This window comes from Komagataeibacter sp. FNDCF1 (assembly GCF_021295335.1).
In the GTDB taxonomy this organism is placed as follows: domain Bacteria; phylum Pseudomonadota; class Alphaproteobacteria; order Acetobacterales; family Acetobacteraceae; genus Komagataeibacter.
Map to the genome: position 1 here is coordinate 498,040 of NZ_JAIWOT010000001.1, position 20,962 is coordinate 519,001.

Annotated in this window: 15 protein-coding genes; 9 read left to right on the forward strand and 6 right to left on the reverse strand. The window is 63.3% G+C overall.

Annotated features, from left to right (window positions below; genetic code table 11):
- Positions 1-76: 76 nt before the first annotated feature.
- The 5 genes from glgB to treY are packed head-to-tail and all read left to right on the forward strand — an operon-like array spanning position 77 to position 11,014.
- Positions 77-2,296 (forward strand): 1,4-alpha-glucan branching protein GlgB, encoded by a 2,220-nt coding sequence (glgB, locus tag LDL32_RS02320; RefSeq protein WP_233064273.1) that lies wholly within the window; start codon positions 77-79, stop codon positions 2,294-2,296.
- Complete coding sequence (gene glgX / locus LDL32_RS02325; protein ID WP_233064275.1) at positions 2,293-4,419, forward strand: glycogen debranching protein GlgX; 2,127 nt, start codon at positions 2,293-2,295, stop codon at positions 4,417-4,419. Before glgB ends, glgX begins: the two co-directional genes overlap by 4 nt.
- On the forward strand, positions 4,416-6,197 hold the full coding sequence (gene treZ, locus LDL32_RS02330; RefSeq protein ID WP_233064277.1) for a malto-oligosyltrehalose trehalohydrolase: 1,782 nt from the start codon (positions 4,416-4,418) through the stop codon (positions 6,195-6,197). Before glgX ends, treZ begins: the two co-directional genes overlap by 4 nt.
- Positions 6,190-8,274, forward strand: a complete 2,085-nt coding sequence (gene malQ, locus LDL32_RS02335) for a 4-alpha-glucanotransferase (protein ID WP_233064279.1) — start codon at positions 6,190-6,192, stop codon at positions 8,272-8,274. Before treZ ends, malQ begins: the two co-directional genes overlap by 8 nt.
- Entirely contained in the window at positions 8,267-11,014 is a 2,748-nt protein-coding gene (treY, locus tag LDL32_RS02340) for a malto-oligosyltrehalose synthase (RefSeq protein ID WP_233064281.1), read from the forward strand. The genes malQ and treY overlap by 8 nt, the downstream gene beginning before the upstream one ends.
- A gap of 45 nt (positions 11,015-11,059) precedes the next feature.
- Here treY and LDL32_RS02345 read toward each other — a convergent pair whose 3' ends face one another.
- Positions 11,060-11,287 (reverse strand): hypothetical protein, encoded by a 228-nt coding sequence (locus LDL32_RS02345; RefSeq protein WP_233064283.1) that lies wholly within the window; start codon positions 11,285-11,287, stop codon positions 11,060-11,062.
- Positions 11,288-11,600: 313 nt separating this feature from the next.
- On the opposite strand from LDL32_RS02345, the gene LDL32_RS02350 reads away from it, so the two are divergent.
- Positions 11,601-11,831 carry a hypothetical protein gene (locus LDL32_RS02350; RefSeq protein WP_233064285.1) on the forward strand — a complete coding sequence of 77 codons (231 nt, stop codon included), beginning with the start codon at positions 11,601-11,603 and terminating at the stop codon, positions 11,829-11,831.
- Between the two features lie 82 nt (positions 11,832-11,913).
- Here the strand turns inward: LDL32_RS02350 and LDL32_RS02355 are convergent, their stop codons facing one another.
- Both LDL32_RS02355 and LDL32_RS02360 read right to left on the reverse strand, forming a co-directional pair.
- Entirely contained in the window at positions 11,914-12,210 is a 297-nt protein-coding gene (locus tag LDL32_RS02355) for a hypothetical protein (RefSeq protein ID WP_233064286.1), read from the reverse strand.
- Between the two features lie 163 nt (positions 12,211-12,373).
- A complete protein-coding gene (locus tag LDL32_RS02360) occupies positions 12,374-12,874 on the reverse strand; it encodes a hypothetical protein (RefSeq protein WP_233064287.1) in 501 nt (166 codons plus the stop codon).
- Between the two features lie 24 nt (positions 12,875-12,898).
- Between LDL32_RS02360 and LDL32_RS02365 the strand changes: the two genes are divergently transcribed.
- Both LDL32_RS02365 and LDL32_RS02370 read left to right on the forward strand, forming a co-directional pair.
- Positions 12,899-13,471: a glycosyltransferase gene (locus LDL32_RS02365; protein WP_233064288.1), complete on the forward strand. Its 573-nt coding sequence runs from the start codon at positions 12,899-12,901 to the stop codon at positions 13,469-13,471.
- A gap of 566 nt (positions 13,472-14,037) precedes the next feature.
- Positions 14,038-16,404 (forward strand): mechanosensitive ion channel family protein, encoded by a 2,367-nt coding sequence (locus LDL32_RS02370; protein ID WP_233068649.1) that lies wholly within the window; start codon positions 14,038-14,040, stop codon positions 16,402-16,404.
- Positions 16,405-16,468: 64 nt separating this feature from the next.
- Here LDL32_RS02370 and LDL32_RS02375 read toward each other — a convergent pair whose 3' ends face one another.
- The 3 genes from LDL32_RS02375 to LDL32_RS17915 form a co-directional block, all read right to left on the reverse strand.
- The gene (locus LDL32_RS02375; RefSeq protein WP_233064289.1) at positions 16,469-16,774 is read right to left on the reverse strand and encodes a hypothetical protein; all 306 of its coding nucleotides are present in this window, start codon (positions 16,772-16,774) and stop codon (positions 16,469-16,471) included.
- 236 nt (positions 16,775-17,010) lie between these two features.
- Positions 17,011-18,375 carry an Nramp family divalent metal transporter gene (locus LDL32_RS02380; protein WP_370636625.1) on the reverse strand — a complete coding sequence of 455 codons (1,365 nt, stop codon included), beginning with the start codon at positions 18,373-18,375 and terminating at the stop codon, positions 17,011-17,013.
- A gap of 358 nt (positions 18,376-18,733) precedes the next feature.
- Positions 18,734-19,210, reverse strand: coding sequence for an RcnB family protein (locus LDL32_RS17915; protein ID WP_305069314.1), 477 nt, complete (start codon positions 19,208-19,210; stop codon positions 18,734-18,736).
- A 411-nt stretch (positions 19,211-19,621) separates the two neighbouring features.
- On the opposite strand from LDL32_RS17915, the gene LDL32_RS02390 reads away from it, so the two are divergent.
- The gene (locus LDL32_RS02390) at positions 19,622-20,962 is read left to right on the forward strand and encodes a hemolysin family protein (protein WP_233064290.1); all 1,341 of its coding nucleotides are present in this window, start codon (positions 19,622-19,624) and stop codon (positions 20,960-20,962) included.

The following is a 20,962-nucleotide window of genomic DNA, read 5'->3' on the forward strand; positions in this document are numbered from 1 at the left end:
TCCCCGCCGGGCATGCCCGCCACCGGGCAGACAGGCACGGAAGTACATATGAACATAACGGTATGAAGGCCACGGCATGAGGATCAGACAGGATGAAGCCCATTACCAGTTGCCCCCGGGCGTTGACGATCTTGTGCATGGCCGGGGTTCCGATCCGTTTTCCATTCTTGGCCGCCATAACATGGGCAAGGTCGATGTCATCCGCGTCATGTACCATGACGCGGCGCGCGTGCGCCTGGTGGTCGAACGGCCGCGCGGGGGGAATGTGGAGCGCCCGATGCGGCGCATGGGCGATACCGGGCTACATGTCGGCACCATTGCGGCAGGCGCACGCTATCACCTGAAAATCGTATGGGCGGATGCGGTGGAAGAAACGGGAGACCCGTATTCTTTCGGTCTGCTGCTGGACGGGGAGACGCTGCGCCTGTTTTCCGAAGGGCGGCATACGGCGCTGGACCGTGTCATGGGCGCGCAGCCCATGGTGGTGGATGGCATGCCCGGCGTGCGCTTTGCGGTCTGGGCGCCCAATGCGCGGCGGGTTTCGGTCACGGGTGATTTCAATTTCTGGGATGGCAGGCGCCACCCCATGCGCCTGCGCCATGAGGCCGGGGTGTGGGAACTGTTCATTCCCGGTCTGGTCCCGGGTGAGCGATACAAATTCGAGATCATGACCCGGGACGGACATATCCTGCCGCAGAAAGCCGACCCCTTCGCCCGCTCTGCCGAACGTCCGCCCGCCACGGCATCCGTCATCGCCCCGGCAGGGCCTTTTGCATGGAATGACGGGGAATGGATGGACCGCCGTGGCGCATTGCAGGCACCCGATGCGCCGCTGTCCATATACGAACTGCATGTCCCGTCGTGGCGCAGGCCACAGGGTGACCCCGAGCGCATCATTTCATGGCAGGAACTGGCGCGGGAACTGATACCATATGTGCGCGGTGCCGGTTTTACGCATGTGGAACTCATGCCGGTCATGGAATATCCGTTTGGCGGGTCATGGGGCTACCAGCCACTGGGACTGTTCGCGCCTTCCGCCCGGCATGGAACGCCTGCCGATTTCGCGGCCTTCATCAATGCCTGCCACATCGCCGGCATCGGCGTGATACTGGACTGGGTGCCCGCCCACTTTCCCAATGACGTGCACGGGCTGGTCTGTTTCGACGGCTGCGCGCTGTACGAACATCAGGACCCGCGCGAAGGCGTGCACAGGGACTGGAACACCCATATCTACAATCTCGGGCGGCATGAGGTGCGCGGCTTCCTGATCGCCAGCGCGCTCATGTGGCTGGAACGCTACCATGTGGATGGCCTGCGGGTGGATGCCGTGGCCTCCATGCTGTACCGCGACTACAGCCGCGGGGAAGGGGAGTGGATACCCAACATCCATGGCGGGCGTGAAAACCTGGAGGCCGTGGCCTTCCTGCGCCAGCTGAACGAGACGGTGCACGCCACCGTGCCAGATGGCATCATGATCGCGGAGGAATCAACCGCCTGGCCCGGCGTGACCCATCCCGTGGCGTATGGGGGGCTGGGGTTTTCCTATAAATGGAACATGGGCTGGATGCATGACAGCCTGCGCTTCTTCGCGCGCGACCCGCTGTGGCGCGGCTTCCACCTGGCGGAAATCCTGTTCGGCCTGCACTATGCGTTCAGTGAACATTTCATCCTGTGCCTGTCACATGATGAAGTGACACACGGCAAGGGATCGCTGCTGTCGCGCATGCCCGGTGATGACTGGCAGCGCCATGCCAACATGCGGCTGTTCTTTGCCTTCATGTGGGCGCATCCGGGGCGCAAGCTCATTTTCATGGGCGCCGAATTCGGTCAGGAAGCCGAGTGGTCGCATGATGGCGCGCTGGAATGGTACCGCCTCGACAGTCCGCTCAAGGCCGGGCTTGCAACCCTCGTGGCCGACCTGAACCGGACCTACCGCGCCATGCCGGCCCTCCACGCGCGTGACAGTGACCCGGCGGGATTTGCATGGATTGTCGGGGATGACACGACCAATACGGTACTGGCGTGGCTGCGCCTGGCCCCACCGGCAGCACCGGTGCTTGTCGTGCTCAACCTGACCCCTGTCCCGCGGCATGATTACCGGGTGGGCGTGCCGGTGGGCGGGCTGTGGCGGGAATGTCTCAATTCCGATGCCGATGCTTACGGCGGCGCGGGCCTGGGTAACGGTGGGTCTGTCATGGCGACGGACGAACCCGCCCATGGCCAGCCCTGTTCATGCGTGCTGACGCTGCCCCCGCTGGCGGCACTTTACCTTCATCCGGCGGGAGAGGCGGCATGATGCGCTTCCCGCCAGCACTTTCCCCCGGCACGCCCACGCGGCTGGGGGCGCACTGGGATGGGCTGGGGGTCAATTTTGCTGTATTTTCCGCCAATGCCCAGCAGGTGGATGTGTGTATTTTCGACCCGCGTGACCGGCGTGAGGTCAGGCGTTTCCGCCTGCCCGAATACACCAGCGAGATCTGGCATGGCTACCTGCCCGATGCCGAACCGGGCCTGCTGTACGGCTTTCGTGCCTTTGGCCCGTATGATCCGGCCAGCGGCCACCGCTTCAATCCCCACAAGCTGCTGCTTGACCCCTATGCCCGTGGCCTGGCCGGCCCGCTTTCGTGGTCGGACACGCAGTTCGGCTACCGCCTGCATTCCCCGCGCGCCGACCTGTCCTTCGACCGGCGTGACAGTGCGCCCGGCATGCCCCGGTGCGTGGTGGTGCACGATGCGTATGAATGGGAGGACGATGTCCTGCCCCGCGTGCCGTGGGAGCACACCGTCATCATGGAAGCCCATGTAAAGGGGCTGACCATGCGGCGCGACATGGGGCAGGCCCGGCCCGGCACGTTTCAGGCGCTGTGCGCGCCGCCCCTGATCGCGCATCTGAAGCGGCTGGGCGTGACCACAATCGAACTGCTGCCCATCCAGTGCTTCATGCCCGAGCGCTACCTGCTCGAGCGCGGGCTGACCAATTACTGGGGGTACAACACGCTGGCCTTTTTCGTGCCGCATGCGGGCTATCTGGCCAACGGGTCGCCCCATGAACTGCGCGCCGCCATCCGCAGGCTGCACAAAGCCGGGATCGAGGTCGTGATGGACGTGGTCTACAACCATACCTGCGAAGGCAGCGAACTGGGGCCGACACTGTGCTACCGCGGGCTGGACAACGCCACCTATTACCGGCTCGTACCCGGTAACGAGCGGCATCTCATCAATGATACCGGCTGTGGCAACACGCTCAACCTGTCCCACCCGCGCGTGCTGCAGATGGTGCTTGATTCGCTGCGCTACTGGGCGGAAGAATTCCATGTCGACGGCTTCCGTTTCGATCTTGCCCCTGTTCTGGGGCGCGAACCCTATGGCTTCGACCAGGGGGCGGGTTTCTTTGACGCCATCATCCAGGACCCCGTCCTGTCCACGCGCAAGCTGATTGCCGAACCGTGGGATCCGGGGCCGGGCGGCTACCAGCTCGGCAATTTCCCGCCCGGCTTTGCCGAATGGAACGACCGCTTCCGTGATACCACGCGCCGCTTCTGGCGTGGTGACGGCCTGCAGCAGGGTGACATGGCCGCACGCATCGCGGGTTCGGGCGACCTGCTGGACAGCCGTGGCCGCAGGCCGTGGAGTTCGATCAACATCCTGACCACGCATGACGGTTTCACGCTGGAAGACGTTGTCAGCTACGCCACGCGCCACAATGACCCCAACGGGGAAGGGGGCGAGGACGGCACGCCCGAAAACTGCAGCGCCAACTGGGGCGTGGAAGGCCCGACAGCCAACCCCGCCATCCTTAACGTGCGCGGGCGGGTGCAGCGCGCCATGATGGCAACGCTCATGTTCTCCCACGGCACGCCAATGCTGCTGGCGGGCGATGAATTCGGCCAGACCCAGCACGGCAACAACAACGCCTACTGCCAGGACAACACCACGGCCTGGCTGGACTGGACGCAGGCGGCCACGGCGGCGGGCCGGGTCATGACCGGCTTTGTGGTACGCCTTGCGGCACTGCGCGCCAGCCATCCCTCCCTGCGCGCGGCGCGCTACATGCATGGCCGCCACAGGCCCGTGGCCGACCTGCCCGACATAAGCTGGTTCTGCCCCGATGGCAGCGTGATGGGGGCTGCGCAGTGGGGGGACGGGTCCTTTCATTTCCTGGGGGTGCGCCGTGCCTGTGCGCGTGACGATGGCACGGTGGACGTGACCTATACCGTGCTCAATGCAACGGCGGAGGACCTTGCCGCAACACTGCCCCTCCCGAATGGAAAATGGACGTTGCTGCTTGATACCACCCGCCCCGAACAGCCGGAAATGACAGTGGAGCATGGTGTGCGCGACATGATCGTGCCCGCGCATGGCCTGCTGCTGTTCGCCACCGTGGCGCAGGCTTCCACGACAGGAGAGGGGAACGCATGAGCACGCATTTCCGCTATAACCGCCATGCGGGCGCCACGCTGGTCGATGGCGGGCATACCCGTTTCCGCCTGTGGGCGCCTTCATGCGCCGGGGTCGCGCTTGAAGTCGCGGGCCACGCGCCGGTGCCCATGGCGGCGCGCAAGGGGGGATGGTTCGAATGCGTCTATCCCTGTGGCGCCGGCACGCAGTACCGCTACCGGGTCCGGCCCGACCTTGCGGTGCCGGACCCGGCATCATGCTACCAGCCGCAGGACGTGCACGGCCCGAGCGAGGTGCTGGACCCGGCCGAATATGACTGGCAGTACCCCCGCTGGTCCGGTCGCCCCTGGCACGAGACGGTTATATACGAAGTGCATGTGGGCCTGATGGGCGGGTATGGTGGCGTAGCGCGTGAACTGCCACGTCTTGCGGCGCTGGGTGTCACGGCGATCGAACTCATGCCGTTGTCCGAAATACCGGGGGGGCGCAACTGGGGGTATGACGGCGTGCTGCCCTACGCGCCGGAATCCAGTCATGGCCATCCTGATGAACTCAAGGCCCTGATCGACCGGGCGCACGGGCTCGGGCTCATGGTGTTCCTGGATGTGGTGTACAACCATTTCGGCCCCGACGGGAATTATCTTGCCGCTTATGCCGCCCCGTTCTTCCGCCCCGACCAGCCGACACCATGGGGGGCGGCCATCGATTTCCGGCGTGATGCGGTGCGGACGTTCTTTGTGGACAATGCGCTGTACTGGCTCATGGAATTCCGTTTCGACGGGCTGCGGCTGGATGCGGTGCAGGCGATAACCGAGCGTGCATGGCTTATCGAACTGCCCGCGCGCATCCGCGCCCATGTGGAACCGGGGCGGCATGTCCATCTGATCGTGGAAAACGAGAACAATGACGCCGGGCTGCTGCGCGCGGGCTACCGTGCCCAGTGGAATGACGATGCCCATAACGCCCTGCACGTGCTGCTGACGGGGGAGGATGAAAGCTATTACGGCAATTTTTCCGATGACCCGGCGGGTGCGCTGGCGCGCGTGCTGGCCGAAGGCTTTGCCTTCCAGGGTGAGGTCTCGCCCGTGACCCACAGGCCACGGGGCAGCCCCAGTGCGGACCTGGCGCCCGAGCACTTCATCATCTTCCTGCAGAACCATGACCAGATCGGCAATCGCGCACTGGGGGAACGGCTGAACCTGCTGGCTGACCCGCAGGCATTGCGCGCGGCCTACGGGCTTGTGCTGCTGTGCCCGCAGATCCCGCTCATGTTCATGGGGGAGGAATGGGGGTCGCGCCAGCCCTTCCTGTTCTTCACCAGCCACACGCCCGAACTGGGCCACATCGTACGCGACGGGCGGCGCAGGGAGTTTGCCGGTTTTTCGCATTTCGCATCGGAGGAAAAGCGTCACCTGATCCCTGATCCGAACGCGCCGGAAACCTTCGCCGCCTCGCAATTGCGCGTGGCGGAGCGCGAAGCGGCACCCCATGCCCTGTGGATGGCCATGATCCACGACCTGCTTGTCCTGCGCCACGCGGAGATCGTGCCCCGCCTGCCCGGCGCGCGCGCCATCGGGGCGCAGGTCATTGGCGCGAAGGCCGTATGCGGGCAGTGGCGCATGGGGGACGGAACACGGCTTGGCATCGCGCTCAACCTCGGCCCATCCCCCGTAACATTGCCCGATACACTGCGCGGGCGCTGCCTGCATGCCGTACTGCCGCAGGGGGCGGATCCGTCCTGCGCCACCCTGCCGCCCGGCAGCGTCGTGGTCTGTCTGGCGGAGGCGGAGGATGAATAACCGCGACTTGGCCGACCGTGCCCGCCGGGCCGGGCTGAGCATGCGCTGGCGCGACGCCGGGGGCCAGATCCACCGTGTTTCCAATGAAAGCATCCGCCGCCTGCTGGGCGTGCTGGAAAACCATGGGCGCGTGGAGCGCGGCCATGGCGCCCTGCCCGCGATGATCGTGGCGGTGGCGGGACAGGCGACGGCGTTGCCGCATACCGACGGGCCTGCCCCCACCACCTTCCGCCTGGTGCTGGAGGAAGGTGGCGTGGTCGAGGGCCCGCTGCGGCAGGTGCGTGGCCGGACGGTTCTGCCCGCCATGACCAGCCCTGGCTACCACAGGCTGCAGATGGGCGGGGCGGAAACCACGCTTGCCCTCACACCTGCCACGTGCCCCACGGTTGCGGCGCGGACTGCACGCGGCCCGGCGCGGCCATGGGGCGTGGGTGCGCAGATATATGGCCTGCGCACGCCGGGGGATGGAGGGATAGGCCATTTTGGCGCGGTGGCAAACCTTGCGCGACTGGCGGCGGCAAAGGGGGCGGATGCGCTGGCCATAAGCCCGGTCCATGCCATGTTCGCGGCGCGGCCGGGGCAGTACAGCCCGTATTCCCCGTCATCGCGGCTGTTTCTCAACCCCCTGCTGGCCGATCCGCATGCCGTGTTCGATACCGCGACACTCCAGAACGCATCCCTGCGCAACGGCAGCACCCATGTCGACACCCTGCGCGCACTGGAAAATGCCCCCCTGATTGAATGGGAGGAAGCCACCCGCCAGCGCTACCGGCTGCTGCGGCAGCTTTATGACGAGCGGATCGCACCCGCCCCCCCGGATGACCTGCATGCCTTCCGCCATGCCGGTGGCATGGCGCTGGAGCGGCATGCCCTGTTCGAAACCCTGCATGCCTATTTCACCACCCGTGGCGCGCGCGGCGGGGACTGGCGCTGCTGGCCCGTGGCCATGCGCCAGCCCGCCAGCCCCGAGGTCGCGCGTTTTGGCGCGGAGTTTGCGCATGACGTGGAATTCCATGTTTTTTTGCAGTGGCTTGCCGCCCGCAGCATGGCGCAGGCACGCGATGCCGCGCGAAGTGCTGGCATGCGGATCGGCCTTATCGCCGACATGGCGGTGGGCGTGGACCCGACGGGCAGCGAGTGCTGGGCACGACAGGACGAATTCCTTGTCGGTGCCTCCATTGGCGCACCACCGGATGCGCTCAGCCCGGTGGGGCAGGACTGGGGGCTGACCACCTTCTCCCCCCGCGGGTTGCAGGCGAACGGCTACCGCGCCTTTGTCGAGACCCTGCGCGCGGGCTTTGCCCATGGCGGGGGGCTGCGCATCGACCATGTCATGGCGCTGGAGCGGTTGTGGGTCATACCGCCGGGCGGTGCCTCGACCGACGGGGCATACCTTGCCTTTCCCGTGCGTGACCTCATGCGGCTTGTGGCGCTGGAGGCGACACGGGCCAATGCGGTCGTGATTGGCGAGGATCTGGGCACGGTCACCACCACCTTCCGCAAGGCGGCGGAAAAACAGGGCATAATGGGCATGAACGTACTGTTTTTCGAACGGACGGCGCAGGGTGCGTTCAAACAGCCCGCCAGCTGGTCGCGCAACGCCACGGCCATGACCACCACGCATGACCTGCCCACGGTGGCAGGCTGGTGGCAGGGGGTCGACATGGACTGGCGGGCCAGGCTGGGCCAACTGGCCGCGGGCACGGACGTGCCCAGCCTGCGTGACGAGCGTGAAAACGACCGCGCCGCGCTGTGGGCCGCCCTTGCCACCGCCAGCGCCCGCCCCGCGCGCAGCCCGCGGCAGGGGCGGCTGCGTGAAAAGCCCCCCGTAACCACGGCCGGGGCCGCCATTGTGGTGGATGAGGCGATAGGGTTCGTCGCCCGTACGCCATGCCCGCTGGTGGTCATTGCGCTGGAGGACCTGCTTGGCCTGGCCGAACAGCCAAACCTGCCGGGCACCATCACGGGCCACCCCAACTGGCGCAGGCGCTATCCGGGTACGGCGGCGACCATACTGTCCGGTCCGGACATGCGCAGGCGGCTCAACCGCCTGCGTGCGGGGCGCGGCCATGAATAGCCGTGCGGGCGCACGGTCCATGCGGGCGACGCTGCGCCTGCAGTTCCGTGATGGCATGACGCTGGACAGGGCATGCGGACTGATCCCGCAGTTTGCCCGGCTGGGCATAAGCCATCTGTACGCCTCGCCCCTGTTCATGGCCCGTCCCGGTTCCACCCATGGCTATGACACGCTGGCCTATGACCGGATCGACCCCGCACTGGGTGGTGAGGCGGCGCTGATCCGGCTGACGGACCGGCTGCACGCGCATGGCATGGGTCTGGTCATGGATATCGTGCCCAACCATATGGCGGTGGACGCAGGCAACCCATGGTGGCTGGACGTACTGGCATGGGGGCGTGCGTCGGGATATGCGCGCTGGTTCGATATCGACTGGCATGCGCCGGACCCGGACCTGCATGGCCGCATCCTGCTGCCATTCCTGGACCGGCCGGTGGCGGAAGCCATGGCGGCAGGCCTGCTGGTCCTGCGCCATGATGGCGGCAGCGGACTGTTTTTCATCCATCATCATGACCAGCGTTTCCCTTTATGCCCGACGGGTTATGCCGCCATGCTGGCCTGTGTCGATGCACCGGGGCCGCTGCTGGCGGCATGGACGCGTGTCGCGCTGCGCGCCGGTCCGTGCGCGGAAGCGGATGCGGCACTGGCGGCCCTGCGCGCCTGGGGGGCGACGGAAGCAGGGGAAAGGGCGATGAACCGCCTTGCCATGATCCATGATGCAACCAATCTGTCCGGTCGTGCGCGGCTGGAGCGGGTTCTGGCGGCGCAGGCATGGCGGCTGGCCTGCTGGCGGGATGCGTCTACGCGTATCAACTGGCGGCGTTTTTTTGACATTACCGGCCTGATTGGCGTGTGCGTGGAGCGCGAGGAGGTGTTCGAGGCCGTACATGCCCTTGTCTTTTCACTTTACCAGCGCGGGGTGGTGGACGGGGTGCGTGTGGACCATATCGACGGGCTGGATGCCCCTGCCGCCTATTGCCAGCGCCTGCGTGAACGGCTGGATACCCTGACCCCGCTCCGCCCCGAACATGCCCTGCCCGGAGGTGCGGTCCATGTTGAAAAAATCCTGGTGGCGGGGGAGAGCCTGCCCGACGCATGGCCGGTGGATGGCACGACCGGCTATGACTTCATGGATCAGGTCAGCGCGGTGCTGCATGATGGAGCGGGTGTCCCGGCGCTGGACCGGCTATGGGCCGCATGCGGTCCGGATGCGCAGGCCCTTGATCCGATCGTGAAGACCGCGCGCGCCCAGTTGCTTGAACATACCTTTGGCGCCGAGTTCGGGCATCTTGCCTTTCTGCTGGACCGGGCCCTTTGCGGCGTGTCCGAAGCCTGCGCCACGCAGGAGATGCATGATGCCCTGCGTAACCTGCTGGTGCAGTTCCATCCCTACCGCACCTATTTTGGTGATGAGGTGATACAGGACCATACGGCGGATCGTGCGGCACTCAGCCAGGCGCAGCGGGATGCAGCCGTCTTTCTGGCCACGGGTCAGTGCGCGATGACGGCGCGTATGGTACGGCTGCTGGAATCCTGTCCCGAACAGGCCCCGCCTGTCGTTGTGCGCAGGGCCCAGCTTGCCTTCGAGCACCTGACCGCGCCGCTGGCCGCCAAGTCACTGGAGGATACGGCCTTCTACCGTTACGGTCGCCTGCTGTCGCGTAACGAGGTCGGGTCGGACCCCGGCCGGATGGCCCTGCCGGTTCACGCGTTTCATGAAGCCTGTGGCGCGCGGGCGGCCCGTTACCCCCATGCACTGCTGGCCACGGCCACGCATGACCATAAACGCGGGGAGGACGCGCGCGCGCGCCTTGCGGTGCTGAGCGAGGCCGCCGGTGAATGGGAAGCGCTTGTGCAGGGCTGGTTTGCCCATAATGATGCGGGGCAGGGCGCCGGGCCCGACCGTATTGATGAAATCATGCTCTATCAGACACTGGTGGGGGCATGGCCGCTGGTTCCGTTCGGGAATGACGGCGCGGCGCGGACACGTTTCTGCCAGCGCATCATCCAGTGGCAGACCAAGGCCCTGCGGGAAGCCAAGCGCCATACATCCTGGACCCGGCCCAACGGGGAGTATGAGGACGCCTACGCCCGCTTTGCCGAACGCCTGCTTGACCCGGCGCGGGCCGGGCCCTTCTTGCAACAGCTTGAGGGGTTTGTTGCCCGCATCGCCCCCGCGGGCGCGCTGAACGGGCTGGCGCAGACCCTGCTGCGGCTGTGCGTGCCCGGCGTGCCCGATCTGTATCAGGGCCGTGACCTGTGGGATTTCAGCCTTGTGGACCCCGACAACCGCAGCCCGGTGGATTTTGCCCATCGTGATGCCCTGCTTGAATCCGCCACCAGCTTTGGCAACGCCGCCGCCACATGGCGCACGGGGCGGGTCAAGCAGGACATGATCCGTCGCGTCCTGTCCTTTCGCCGGCACTATCCCGACCTGTTTGCCGTGGGGGCGCATGCGCCTGTCGGCATTGACGGGCGGGACCATGCCCATGCCATCGCCTTCCTGCGCCAGCATGACGGGATGAGCCTGCTGGTGGTTGCCCCGCGCCTGCCATTTGGGCTGGGGGTGGATGACGATACGCTGGCGCTGACGCGGGGGACGGATCTTTCGCTCCGGCTGCCCCCGCTGCCCGGGCCGTGGCATAGCCTGCTTGGCGATGTGCCCGATTGTGTTGCCATGCCTTTCATGCAGGGGCAACTGCCCATTGCCTGCCTTGTGCATGATGCCCGTTCCGCCTGAACCCATGCCGGGCGGTGACCGGCCTGCGCGGGGGCTGGAATTAAATTAGTGGTGGATCATGCCCATGCCTGCCCGCATGGCCGTGTGCAGCATTTCCGGCCACAGGCCATGGCCACCGCCCGGGCCATGATCCGGGTCTGAGCGGGGCGGGTTGTCATCAGCCGCTGTGGTCACCGGCAGTCCGTCGTCATCCAGTGGCACACGGTGACGGGGCGCGCATCCCGCCAGCAGCACCATGCTGCAAATGACCGTGACCGGAAGCCAGGACAGCAAGCAAAAGCGCCAGTAGGCACGCAATACATGCGGTGTGCACAATACAGTAGTCATGCCAGAGGAGTTTAGGGACTGCCCGGCAGGCTGTTCATTAATAAATGTAATAATATGATTCCGTCTGTCCCTATCACGCTGTCCAGTATCAGGGCGGGAACATCGCGGATTTTTCCCATCACGCTATCGGGAAAACGTAACGCTCCGCCTGAACTTGTGTTAACATGAACCGTTGGGTGCAGGTGGCAGGGTACCACCACATTCCGACACGCCTCGTAACAGTTCCAGTGCCCACCATGCTCATGCAAGGGAGATGGACATGACGAAGTCAGACACACAACTGAACAATCAGGAACTTGAACTGCGGGCCATCAGCCTGTGGAGCAAGCAGCACCCAGACCGGCCATGGCGGCGGCTGAGCAACCTGCACCGTTATCACAAGACGGCGCACCCGATGCAGGGCATCCCCGCCTTCCCCGAGGAGCAGGAGCAGTTCCGTTTTCTTGCCTCCCATGCCATGACGCTGGCGCAGGAAAACAACTGCCGCTAGAGGGCAGGGCGCTCTTTTTTGCAATCAGAATTCATTACCATATGGCGGGGCGGGGCTGTTTACAGGCCCCGCCCCGCCTGTTTCATGGCTGTAGGCTGGATGGGCTGCGTATGGTCTGGTGCCTGTCGGACATGCCCGGCGTGCCCGGGCCTGCGTTTGCCGCAGGGGGGCGGGTCAGCGGCTGGTCGGGGGGCGAGGATTCCGTCTTTTCCGGCAGGGGGACGGTCTTGCGCGCGTAAGGGTGGGCGCGCTCGATGGCGGAAGGGGAGTTATCTCCCGGCAGGTCCACGCTTCTGTCGTGTGGATGCTTCTGTGCCATCGCGGGCGTACTGACCACGACAGCCAGGCCGAGCAGGACCCGTGCGGTAAAGGAACGCATGATTTTTCATCCTTGCTGGATTATGCACAGACAGCGCGGGAATACCGCCGGGTTCATGCCGTATGGGGCGGGCGGACGGGAGCGTGTAATGGCCGGACCGTTATTCCCGCAACCTTTATCGCGCAATGCTGTAAACAGTTCCGGCCAGCCTGCTCATCTGCTTCTATTGTAGGCATGGAATAATAAAACGCATGTGATCCATGCAGCAATATTTTGAAACTTCATAAGCAGTATCATGTTGAATGTCTGTCTTTTGTCCCGGAAGGCAGCACTTCTGGCTGCCCGATGCGGGAAAAGGTGAACAGGCACCCCTGATGACAGGCCGGTACTGCCGTTTCGTGTGTGTACCCCGCACGTCCTGCCGCAACAGGGGGCAGGTCATATCGGCAACAGGAGCGACATCATGAATGATGCAGCCATGAAACGGGAGAAAGCGGATTTTTTTGATTCCGATTTCTGCCAGCACAAGAATTTCTGGCAAAAGCGTCGGGTTTCCGTCCTGACCGACATGCTGTTTGACATTCATAACCGGAAATTCGACAGACAGGTACAAAGTATTACAAGAAAACAGCCGGTCCGGCGGATTCTTGTTACATCCGTGCAGGTACCAAAAAGAAGCCGGAAGCTGCGTACGGTCTTCAACCGCCTGAACAATACCCGGCATAAAGTCGATTTCCTGGCTGCGGAGATGGGCAACAGGGGCAAGTTTGGCAATATCAATACCGCACTGTCACGGGTCAACCTGAAGCAGTACGACTGGGTTGTGATCACGGATGATGACGTTGCCCTGCCGCCCCGTTTCCTGGATACATTCATACCGTTGTGCGAAGTCATGGATCTCAAGATATCGCAGCCTGCGCACCGGTACCACTCTTATGCTTCCTTCACTTTCAATTACCGTAAGTGGAACAGCCTTGGCCGCGTGACACGCTATGTGGAAGATGGTCCCGTGACGGCATTCCATCGGGATGCCATCGCCTATACCTTCCCGTTTCCGGAACTGCGGTGGGCATGGGCGACCGATATCCTGTTCTGCAACGAAGCGCACAAGAACAACCATAATGTCGGCATCGTTGACTATACCGCCATAGAGCACCTGAAACCGGCGGGACAGGACTATTCCCGGCGGGAAGCCATGGCGGAAGCGCGTGCCTTCCTGTCCCGCCATGCGCTGCATCCCGACAGGCACGACCTGTTCCGCAATACCGAAATCCTGCGTCATATAAGGGAAAGCCACCTGAGCTACGACGTGCCGCGCTGAAGCGGCCCCATGCCCCTGCCACCATCCCGCCCGGTATATGTTCCACGTGCATTCTGCATCGTGGCGGGACAGGGTGGAAAAGACCGGTACAGGCACGGTGGAGCGCCTGCCCACCCAGCCAGCCAGGACCCGGAACGCCCCTCGATGTAACGAGGGGCGGGGCATGATTGCCGAAAATTCATTCGCGTAATAAATATAAGATAAAATGATATAAATTTAAGTTATATATATTATTTGGATAAAAATTAAGCATCGCAAGTAAATAATAGTCAATGAAACCCATGAAGCGGAAGGGTAGTGCAATTTATTGCATATCTGCCCGGCTCTGCCGCATCTGCGCTTGCATATCCATCTCTGCAATAAATCCGCCGACCTGTCTGAAATGGCGAATGTTCCTGCGGCATTTACCTTGCAGATAGCCAGAACTGAGCAGTCGGGACGGAACGGGAAAGATGCGATACCTTACGGATACCTGCCACCACGGCATGGGGCGCGGTCGTGCATCCGCAACGGCGCAGCCAGCCCGGCAGGGGGGCTGCGCGGGCATCTGGCGCCATATTGCAGCAATGCTGCTGGTGCTGCTGGCGCTGGCCGGACCCGGCGGTGCTCGTGCGGCGGACGAAGCCGCCACGGGCATGACACGTGAACAGGCCCGGCAGGTTCTGGACGTGATCAATGACCCCGCAAAGCGGGCCGAATTCGAAAATACGCTTGCCGCCATAGCATCACAGCTTCCATCGGCACCTCTCGCCGCCCCGGCATCTGCCCCGGCTCACGCTCCGGCCGCGCAGGCGGTATCCGTCCGGCCCGACAGCCTTGGCAGCGATATCGTGCAGGATGCCACGTCCCTGCGTGGCAAGCTGATCATCCAGGCGCAGCATTTCGTGGCGCTGTTTGGTGACCTTGTATTTGTCGTACACTGGACGCATACCATCTTTGCCGATCCGGACTCCCGCATCATCCTGCTGGACGCGGTGGGGCGCGCCACCCTTATTCTCCTGCTGGCGCTGGCGGCGGAACACGGGTTTTCGCTGCTGCTGCGCGGGCTGGTACTCAAGGTCACGGCACGGGCCATCGCAACCGAGCAGCGTCTGAACCTGCCTCCTGCCACGGCTTCATCCCCACGGCCTGACCCTGCCGCCACCACCGCCGCGCAGTCGGACGCCGAGGCCGATACAACCCTGGCCCGGCAGGATGACATGCAGGCCCAGCACGCGACCCTGCGCCTGCTGGCCCGCATTCCGTATTCGCTGCTGCACCTGCTGATCAAGCTGCTGCCGGTCGCGCTGTTTTTTGCACTGGGCACCTCCTTCGCCTACCTGCTGACAACAACCCAGCAGGCGCGTGCGGTCACGATCACGCTGACCAATGCCTATGTGGTCGCACGCGTGGTCTACCTGCTTATGGAGACGCTGTTCGTCCCGCGCTCGCCCGCCATCCGCCTGTGCAGCGCCAGTAACCAGACCGCCTTCATGGTCACGCACTGGCTCAACTTTCTTGTCGCCGCCCCATCCGTCGTGGTGTGTCTGTCCACGCTTGGGGGTGTGTTTGACATGCCCGCACGCGGCACCGAGGCGATCATCCGCAGCGTGGTGCTGATCGAGCATGTGCTTGTGGCCATCTTCACATGGCGCGTGCGCGCGCATGTGGCATCGGCCCTGCAACCCCCGGCCCGCCTGCTTGCGCAGCCTTTCTGGATGTTTGTCGGGCGGCTGGTCCATCTGTGGTGGGTGCCCGCCATGTTCTTCAATTTTGCGCTGTGGCTGATCTGGGCCACCCATATCAATGGCGGCTATGCATGGATCATCCGTACGGTCATCCTGACAACGGCGGTGGTCGTGCTGTCACGTCTTGTCTCGGTTCTGGTCTACAACCTGCAGAACCGGCTGTTCCATATATCGCCCGCGCTGGAGGCCCGCTATCCCGGCCTGCAGGCGCGCGTGGATTATTATTACCCGATTTCACGCAAGATCCTGTCCTTTCTCATGTTCTTTGCCACCGGGGTCCTGTTCATGCAGGCGCTGGGGCTGCCTGCCATCCACTTCCTGTTTCACGGCAGGCTCGGGCAGAAGATCATCGGGGTGATCGGGTCCGTGCTGGTGGCATATACGGTGGCGATCATTACGTGGGAGGCAGCGAATGCCGGCCTGCAGGGACAGATCACACGGTTTGAAAACTCGTCACAGGCGGGGCGTGCCAGCCGGTTGCGCACCGTACTGCCCATCATCAAGACCGTGCTGCTGGCGCTGATCATCATTATCGTGGCCGTTACCACCCTGTCGCAGATCGGGATCAATGTCGCCCCGCTGCTGACGGGCGCCGGGATCATGGGTGCGGCCATCGCCTTTGGTGCACAAAGTCTGGTCAAGGACTTCATTACCGGCTTCTTCATGCTGGTCGAAAATGCCATTCAGGTCGGGGACTGGGTTACGGCGGGCGGCGTTGCGGGTACGGTGGAGCACCTGTCCATCCGCACGCTGCGGCTGCGTTCGATCAATGGGGACCTGCATATCATTCCGTTTTCTGAAGTCTCGTCCATTGCCAATACATCGCGTGACTACAATCTTGTCGTGGTCGACTTCATGATCGACCTGGGTCAGGACACGCAGCAGCTGACCACGATATTGCATGAAGAACTGGAGGCCATGCGCAAGGAACCGCGTTTTGCCCATCTTGTCCTGTCGGACTTCAAGTTTCTGGGGATCGAGCAGGCGGATGGCAATGGTGCGCGCTTCCTTGGCTCGGTCCGCACGTCACCCGGCGCCAAATGGACGGTCTACCGGGCCTATTACAGCAGGCTGGCCGTGCGCATGAATCGGGAAGGGATCAAATTCCCCGTTCCCAGCACGCTCAACCTGCTGGGTAACCCGGATGGTGACGGCGGGCTGAAGGTAGCCCTCGAAGGTGCGCAGCCCCCTGCGCCACAGGCGTAAGGGGACGTCTTTCCCGGCCCATGGCCTGCGTCCGGTGCATGCCATGGGCCGGGCGGGATGTGGATCAGGCTACGCGTACATCTACCTTGTGCAGTCCCTTGGCGGCATGCGCATCGGGGTGGCCGGTATGGAAGGCTTCCCCCGGCAGCAGCTTCATGCCGGTCATGGCCGACAGGGGCAGTGTGCTCCATTCGCCCGTGGGGGGGACGCGCTTTTCGTGTGAATCTTCCCCACGGTAGATCAGGACCTGCGGCACGCCATCACTTTCGCCCAGGGCATGGGGGGAACCGACGTAGTTCTTGCCATTGAAGGTAAAGCCGACGACCATTTTTTTCTCGATGGCTTCCCGAAGTGTATTTGCAACTGACATGATTGATTTCCCATGCAAAGTAAAAGGAATTGCCGTGTGTTATAACGGATTATGCCTGTTATAGCCTGCATGCATGGAGAAAGAACCCTTTCAGCCGGGTTGTTGCTGCAATACTGCCGTGCGTCAAAGCGTTGCTGGAGGATGGGGAAAGGCGCTACCCGCGGGGACCCGTGCAAGAACACGACATGCCACAACGAAGGCCAGGTGCATGACCCGGCGGGCAAAGGGCCGGGGCGTCAGGATACCGTGTCGTACAGCAGCTTGAAGTTCAGCAGCACGATGGCAAGGGCGACCAGCCATGACAGCATGGCCATGGACCGGGAAATGACAAATGTTCCCATCTTGCGCCGGTCGGACACGAACAGCACCAGCGGCACAACGGCAAAGGGCAGTTGCATGGACAGGATGATCTGGCTGGCCAGGAGCAGTTCGCCTACACCCCTGCTGCCATAAAGGGCCGTTACGATGATGACGGGCACAATGGCCAGCCCGCGCGTCAGCAACCGCCGTGCCCAGTGCGGTATCTGCAGGCGCAGGAAGCCTTCCATGATGATCTGCCCGGCCAGCGTGCCGGTAATGGTGGAATTGGTGCCCGCCGCAAGCAGGGCAAGCGCGAAAAGGGTAGAGGCAATACCCAGCCCCAGAACGGGGGACAGCAGGCGGTAGGCATCCTCGATTTCCGCAACACCTTCGTGGCCGCTGCCATGGAAGGCGGCAGCGGCCACGATCAGGATGGCGGCATTGATGACAAGTGCCAGCACAAGGGCGATGGAACTGTCCCATGTCGCCCAGCGGATCGCTTCGCGCCGTCCCGGCACGGTACGGTCATAGGCGCGTGTCTGTACGATGGAGGAATGCAGATACAGGTTATGGGGCATGACGGTCGCCCCGATAATGCCAATGGCTATATAGAGCATCTGGCTGTTGGTAATGATCCCGGGGGAGGGAAGGAAACCCCGCAGGATGGCCGCGATGGGTGGCTGCGCCGCCACGACCTGAACGGCAAAGCAGGCGGCAATGACCGTAAGCAGGCCGATGACGAAGGCTTCCAGATACCGGAAGCCCCGGTTCATGAGCAGCAGCACGAGAAACGCATCCAGCACCGAAATCAGGGCACCAGCCAGCAGGGGAATGCCGAACAGGAGATGAAGGGCGACTGCCGTGCCGATCACTTCGGCCAGGTCACAGGCAATGATGGCCAGTTCGCACGCCAGCCACAGGACCATGTTGAGCGCAGGCGGAAAATGGTCGCGGCAGGCCTGTGCAAGGTCTCGGCCCGTGGCAATGCCCAGCCGGGCGGAAAGGGCCTGCAGAAGCATGGCCATAAAGTTGGACAGCATGATCACGGCCAGCAGCGTGTAGCCGAACTGCGCGCCGCCCTGCAGGTCCGTCGCCCAGTTGCCGGGGTCCATGTAGCCGACCGATATCATGTAGCCTGGCCCCACGAAGGCAAGGAACCGCCGCAGCCACGAAGCGCCGGGGCCCGGCACCCGTACCGTCGAGAATACTTCCGGCAGGCTGTCGCGTGGTGTTTCCGCCGGGCTGGCAAAGCGCCATGCGGTGCGGGGGGCGGAAGCGGAAGGCGGTTCGGGTGGCATCATGAGATCAGTCAATCCCATCGTCATAAAATATGCAATATGCTATATTAAATTGCATAAGAAAATCTTGTCAGCCTGTGCCATACAGGCGGGCATGGCCCAATCTTTATCCGGGATACAGGCAACACAGAGCACGTTAGCGGATATTTTACGCGGCAGACCGGCTTCCCCGCATTGGCAGGCAGGTTCCCGATGGATCGGGAAGCAGGAAGGCCCAGGGCGTATGCCGCCAGCCCCACCTGTCAAAGCTCAGGCAGGACGCCCCCGGCCATGTTCATGGGCCGGGGGAAGATGATCCTCATGCCATGAGGGTGGCTCCGCCTTGCGGCAGGACCTTCATGGTCATGGGGCAGGCGGATGATCAGCGCATCTGGGATGCGACGGTGGCGCTGACAACCCCAGCGATCACGCCGGTGGTCAGCGCGGTCAGCAGGTACTGGTTACCGTAGCGCATCCACTCGTACCCCGCCGGCGGTGCGGAAAGGCCGCGATAGCGCTGCCAGTCATTGACCACCCAGCGGCTGTTGCGCGGGCCGTCATAGCGTTCGCCCGCGCGCCATGTACGGTTCATGTCGGGGTTGTTGTCCCGCCAGCGGTCATCACGTCGGGCGGTGGGATGGCCACCCATCGGGCGGCCATGCATGCCGCCGGGCCCCCGGTTGCCCATGTTGCCCGGCTCATGTCCCGGTCCCGGAGCACCCATCGGGCCTGCCCCGCCCGGACCCCGCTGCGGCCCCTGTCCGGGACCACCCTGAGGTCCGAAGGACTGTGCATGGGAAAGGGGAGCGAAGCCCATCAGGCAGGCCGCGCTGATGGCAATAAGGGATCTGGTTTTCATTGGTGGCCTAACCTTTATATTATTAACCGGGCCAATCGTAGACAGTCTCCATAACGCTGGGAACATGCGTTCCGTAATCTTTAAAAAAGATAATTTTTTCCGTTCATGAACCGGCACGGGTAAGGGGGCGGGTACGCACGCCTGCACGCGGCGAGAATAAATATTATCGCACACGACCCTGTTGGTAACGGTCTGTTTACACCCGTCATGTCGGCATGTTCCATGCGCAGGCGTCCACCCCGTGCATGCACGATGCGGTGGCGCGCTACGTGGTTTCAGTAATGCAGACCGCTTATTGTTAATAAACTGCAATGTAGCGGAGCAAGATGAGTGTCGTGCAGCCTGATATATTTATACGAATTTGTAAATTGACCTGATATAAAACGGCACGACTGTTTTTTAGGTGTCCCGGTGATCCTGTTTCTCTCTGGCCTGATGGCGCTGGTGCTTCTGGTTGCGCTCAACATCTTTATCTCCCTGTCTGAAATATCCTTTGCCGCCGCGCGGGATGTGCGCCTGCGCGCCCGCGCGGAAGCGGGTGACGAACGGGCCACCGCTTTCCTCCGGCTGCGCCGCAACAGCGGGCAGGTCGTGACGGTGCTGCAGATCTGCCTGAACGGCGTGGGCGTTCTGGGCGGCATGATCAGTTCGGAAATGCTGGCTCCTTCCATCGCTGATGGCCTGATGGGCTGGCATCTGCCGGACACGACCGCCCGGACCCTGGCCTCCATTTTCGGTTTCGTGCTGGTAACCGGCATGTTCGTGCTTTTTGCCGACCTGCTGCCCAAACGTGTCGCCATGAATGCGCCCGACAAGGTTGCCCTTTCGGTCGGGTGGTTTCCTGCCGCTGCCCTCAGGGCGCTCTATCCCATTGTCTGGGTTTTTTCCCGGCTGTCGGATGCGATATTGCGGGCACTGAAAATTCCGGCCGCGGCAGCAGTGGAACCCGTAACACCGGAAGACCTGCGCGCCATCCTGGCCGCCGGTACGGCTTCGGGCGTGCTGCTGGAGCAGGAGCACCAGATGATCCAGAACGTGCTGGGCCTGCAGGACCGTTCCATTACGTCCGCCATGACCCCACGCGATGAAATCGTGTTTCTGGATGTGCAGGAAAGCATGGAGGTGCAGAAAACCAAGGTACGCGCCAAGCCCTATTCCCGCTACCCGCTGTGCAATGGCGGCCTGGATACCGTTATCGGCTCCATCCGCGCGGAAGACGTGCTGGCCGCCGTGGTCGACCCCGGGCAGCCCGCAGCCCCCGCCGGTCAGCCGGATGGCGGGCAACCCAGCGGCCGGGCCATCTTCCGCATGCGGCGTGATGTGCTGTCCGTGCCCGAGACGATCAACCTGTGGGATACACTGGCCCAGTTCGATACCCACGGCGTGGGCTTCGCGCTGGTGGTGAACGAATACGGGCTGGTTGTGGGGCTGATCACATTCAAGGATATCATGGGCGCATTGATGGGCGGCCTTGCCAACCCGTTCGAGGAACAGCTTATCGTACGCCGCGATGCCCATTCATGGCTGATCGACGGGGCTGCCTCCATCGGTGACGTGAGGCGTGAACTTGACGCCATAGACCTTGATGAAAATGGCCCGTTCGATACGATCGGCGGCTTTGTCATGCACCGCCTGCGCCGCATGGCGCGCAAGGCGGACCGGGTGGATACCGATGGCTTCCGCCTTGAAGTGGTGGATGTTGAAGGCTTCCGCATCAACCAGCTGCTGGTTACCCGGCTCGGGCAGCGGTAA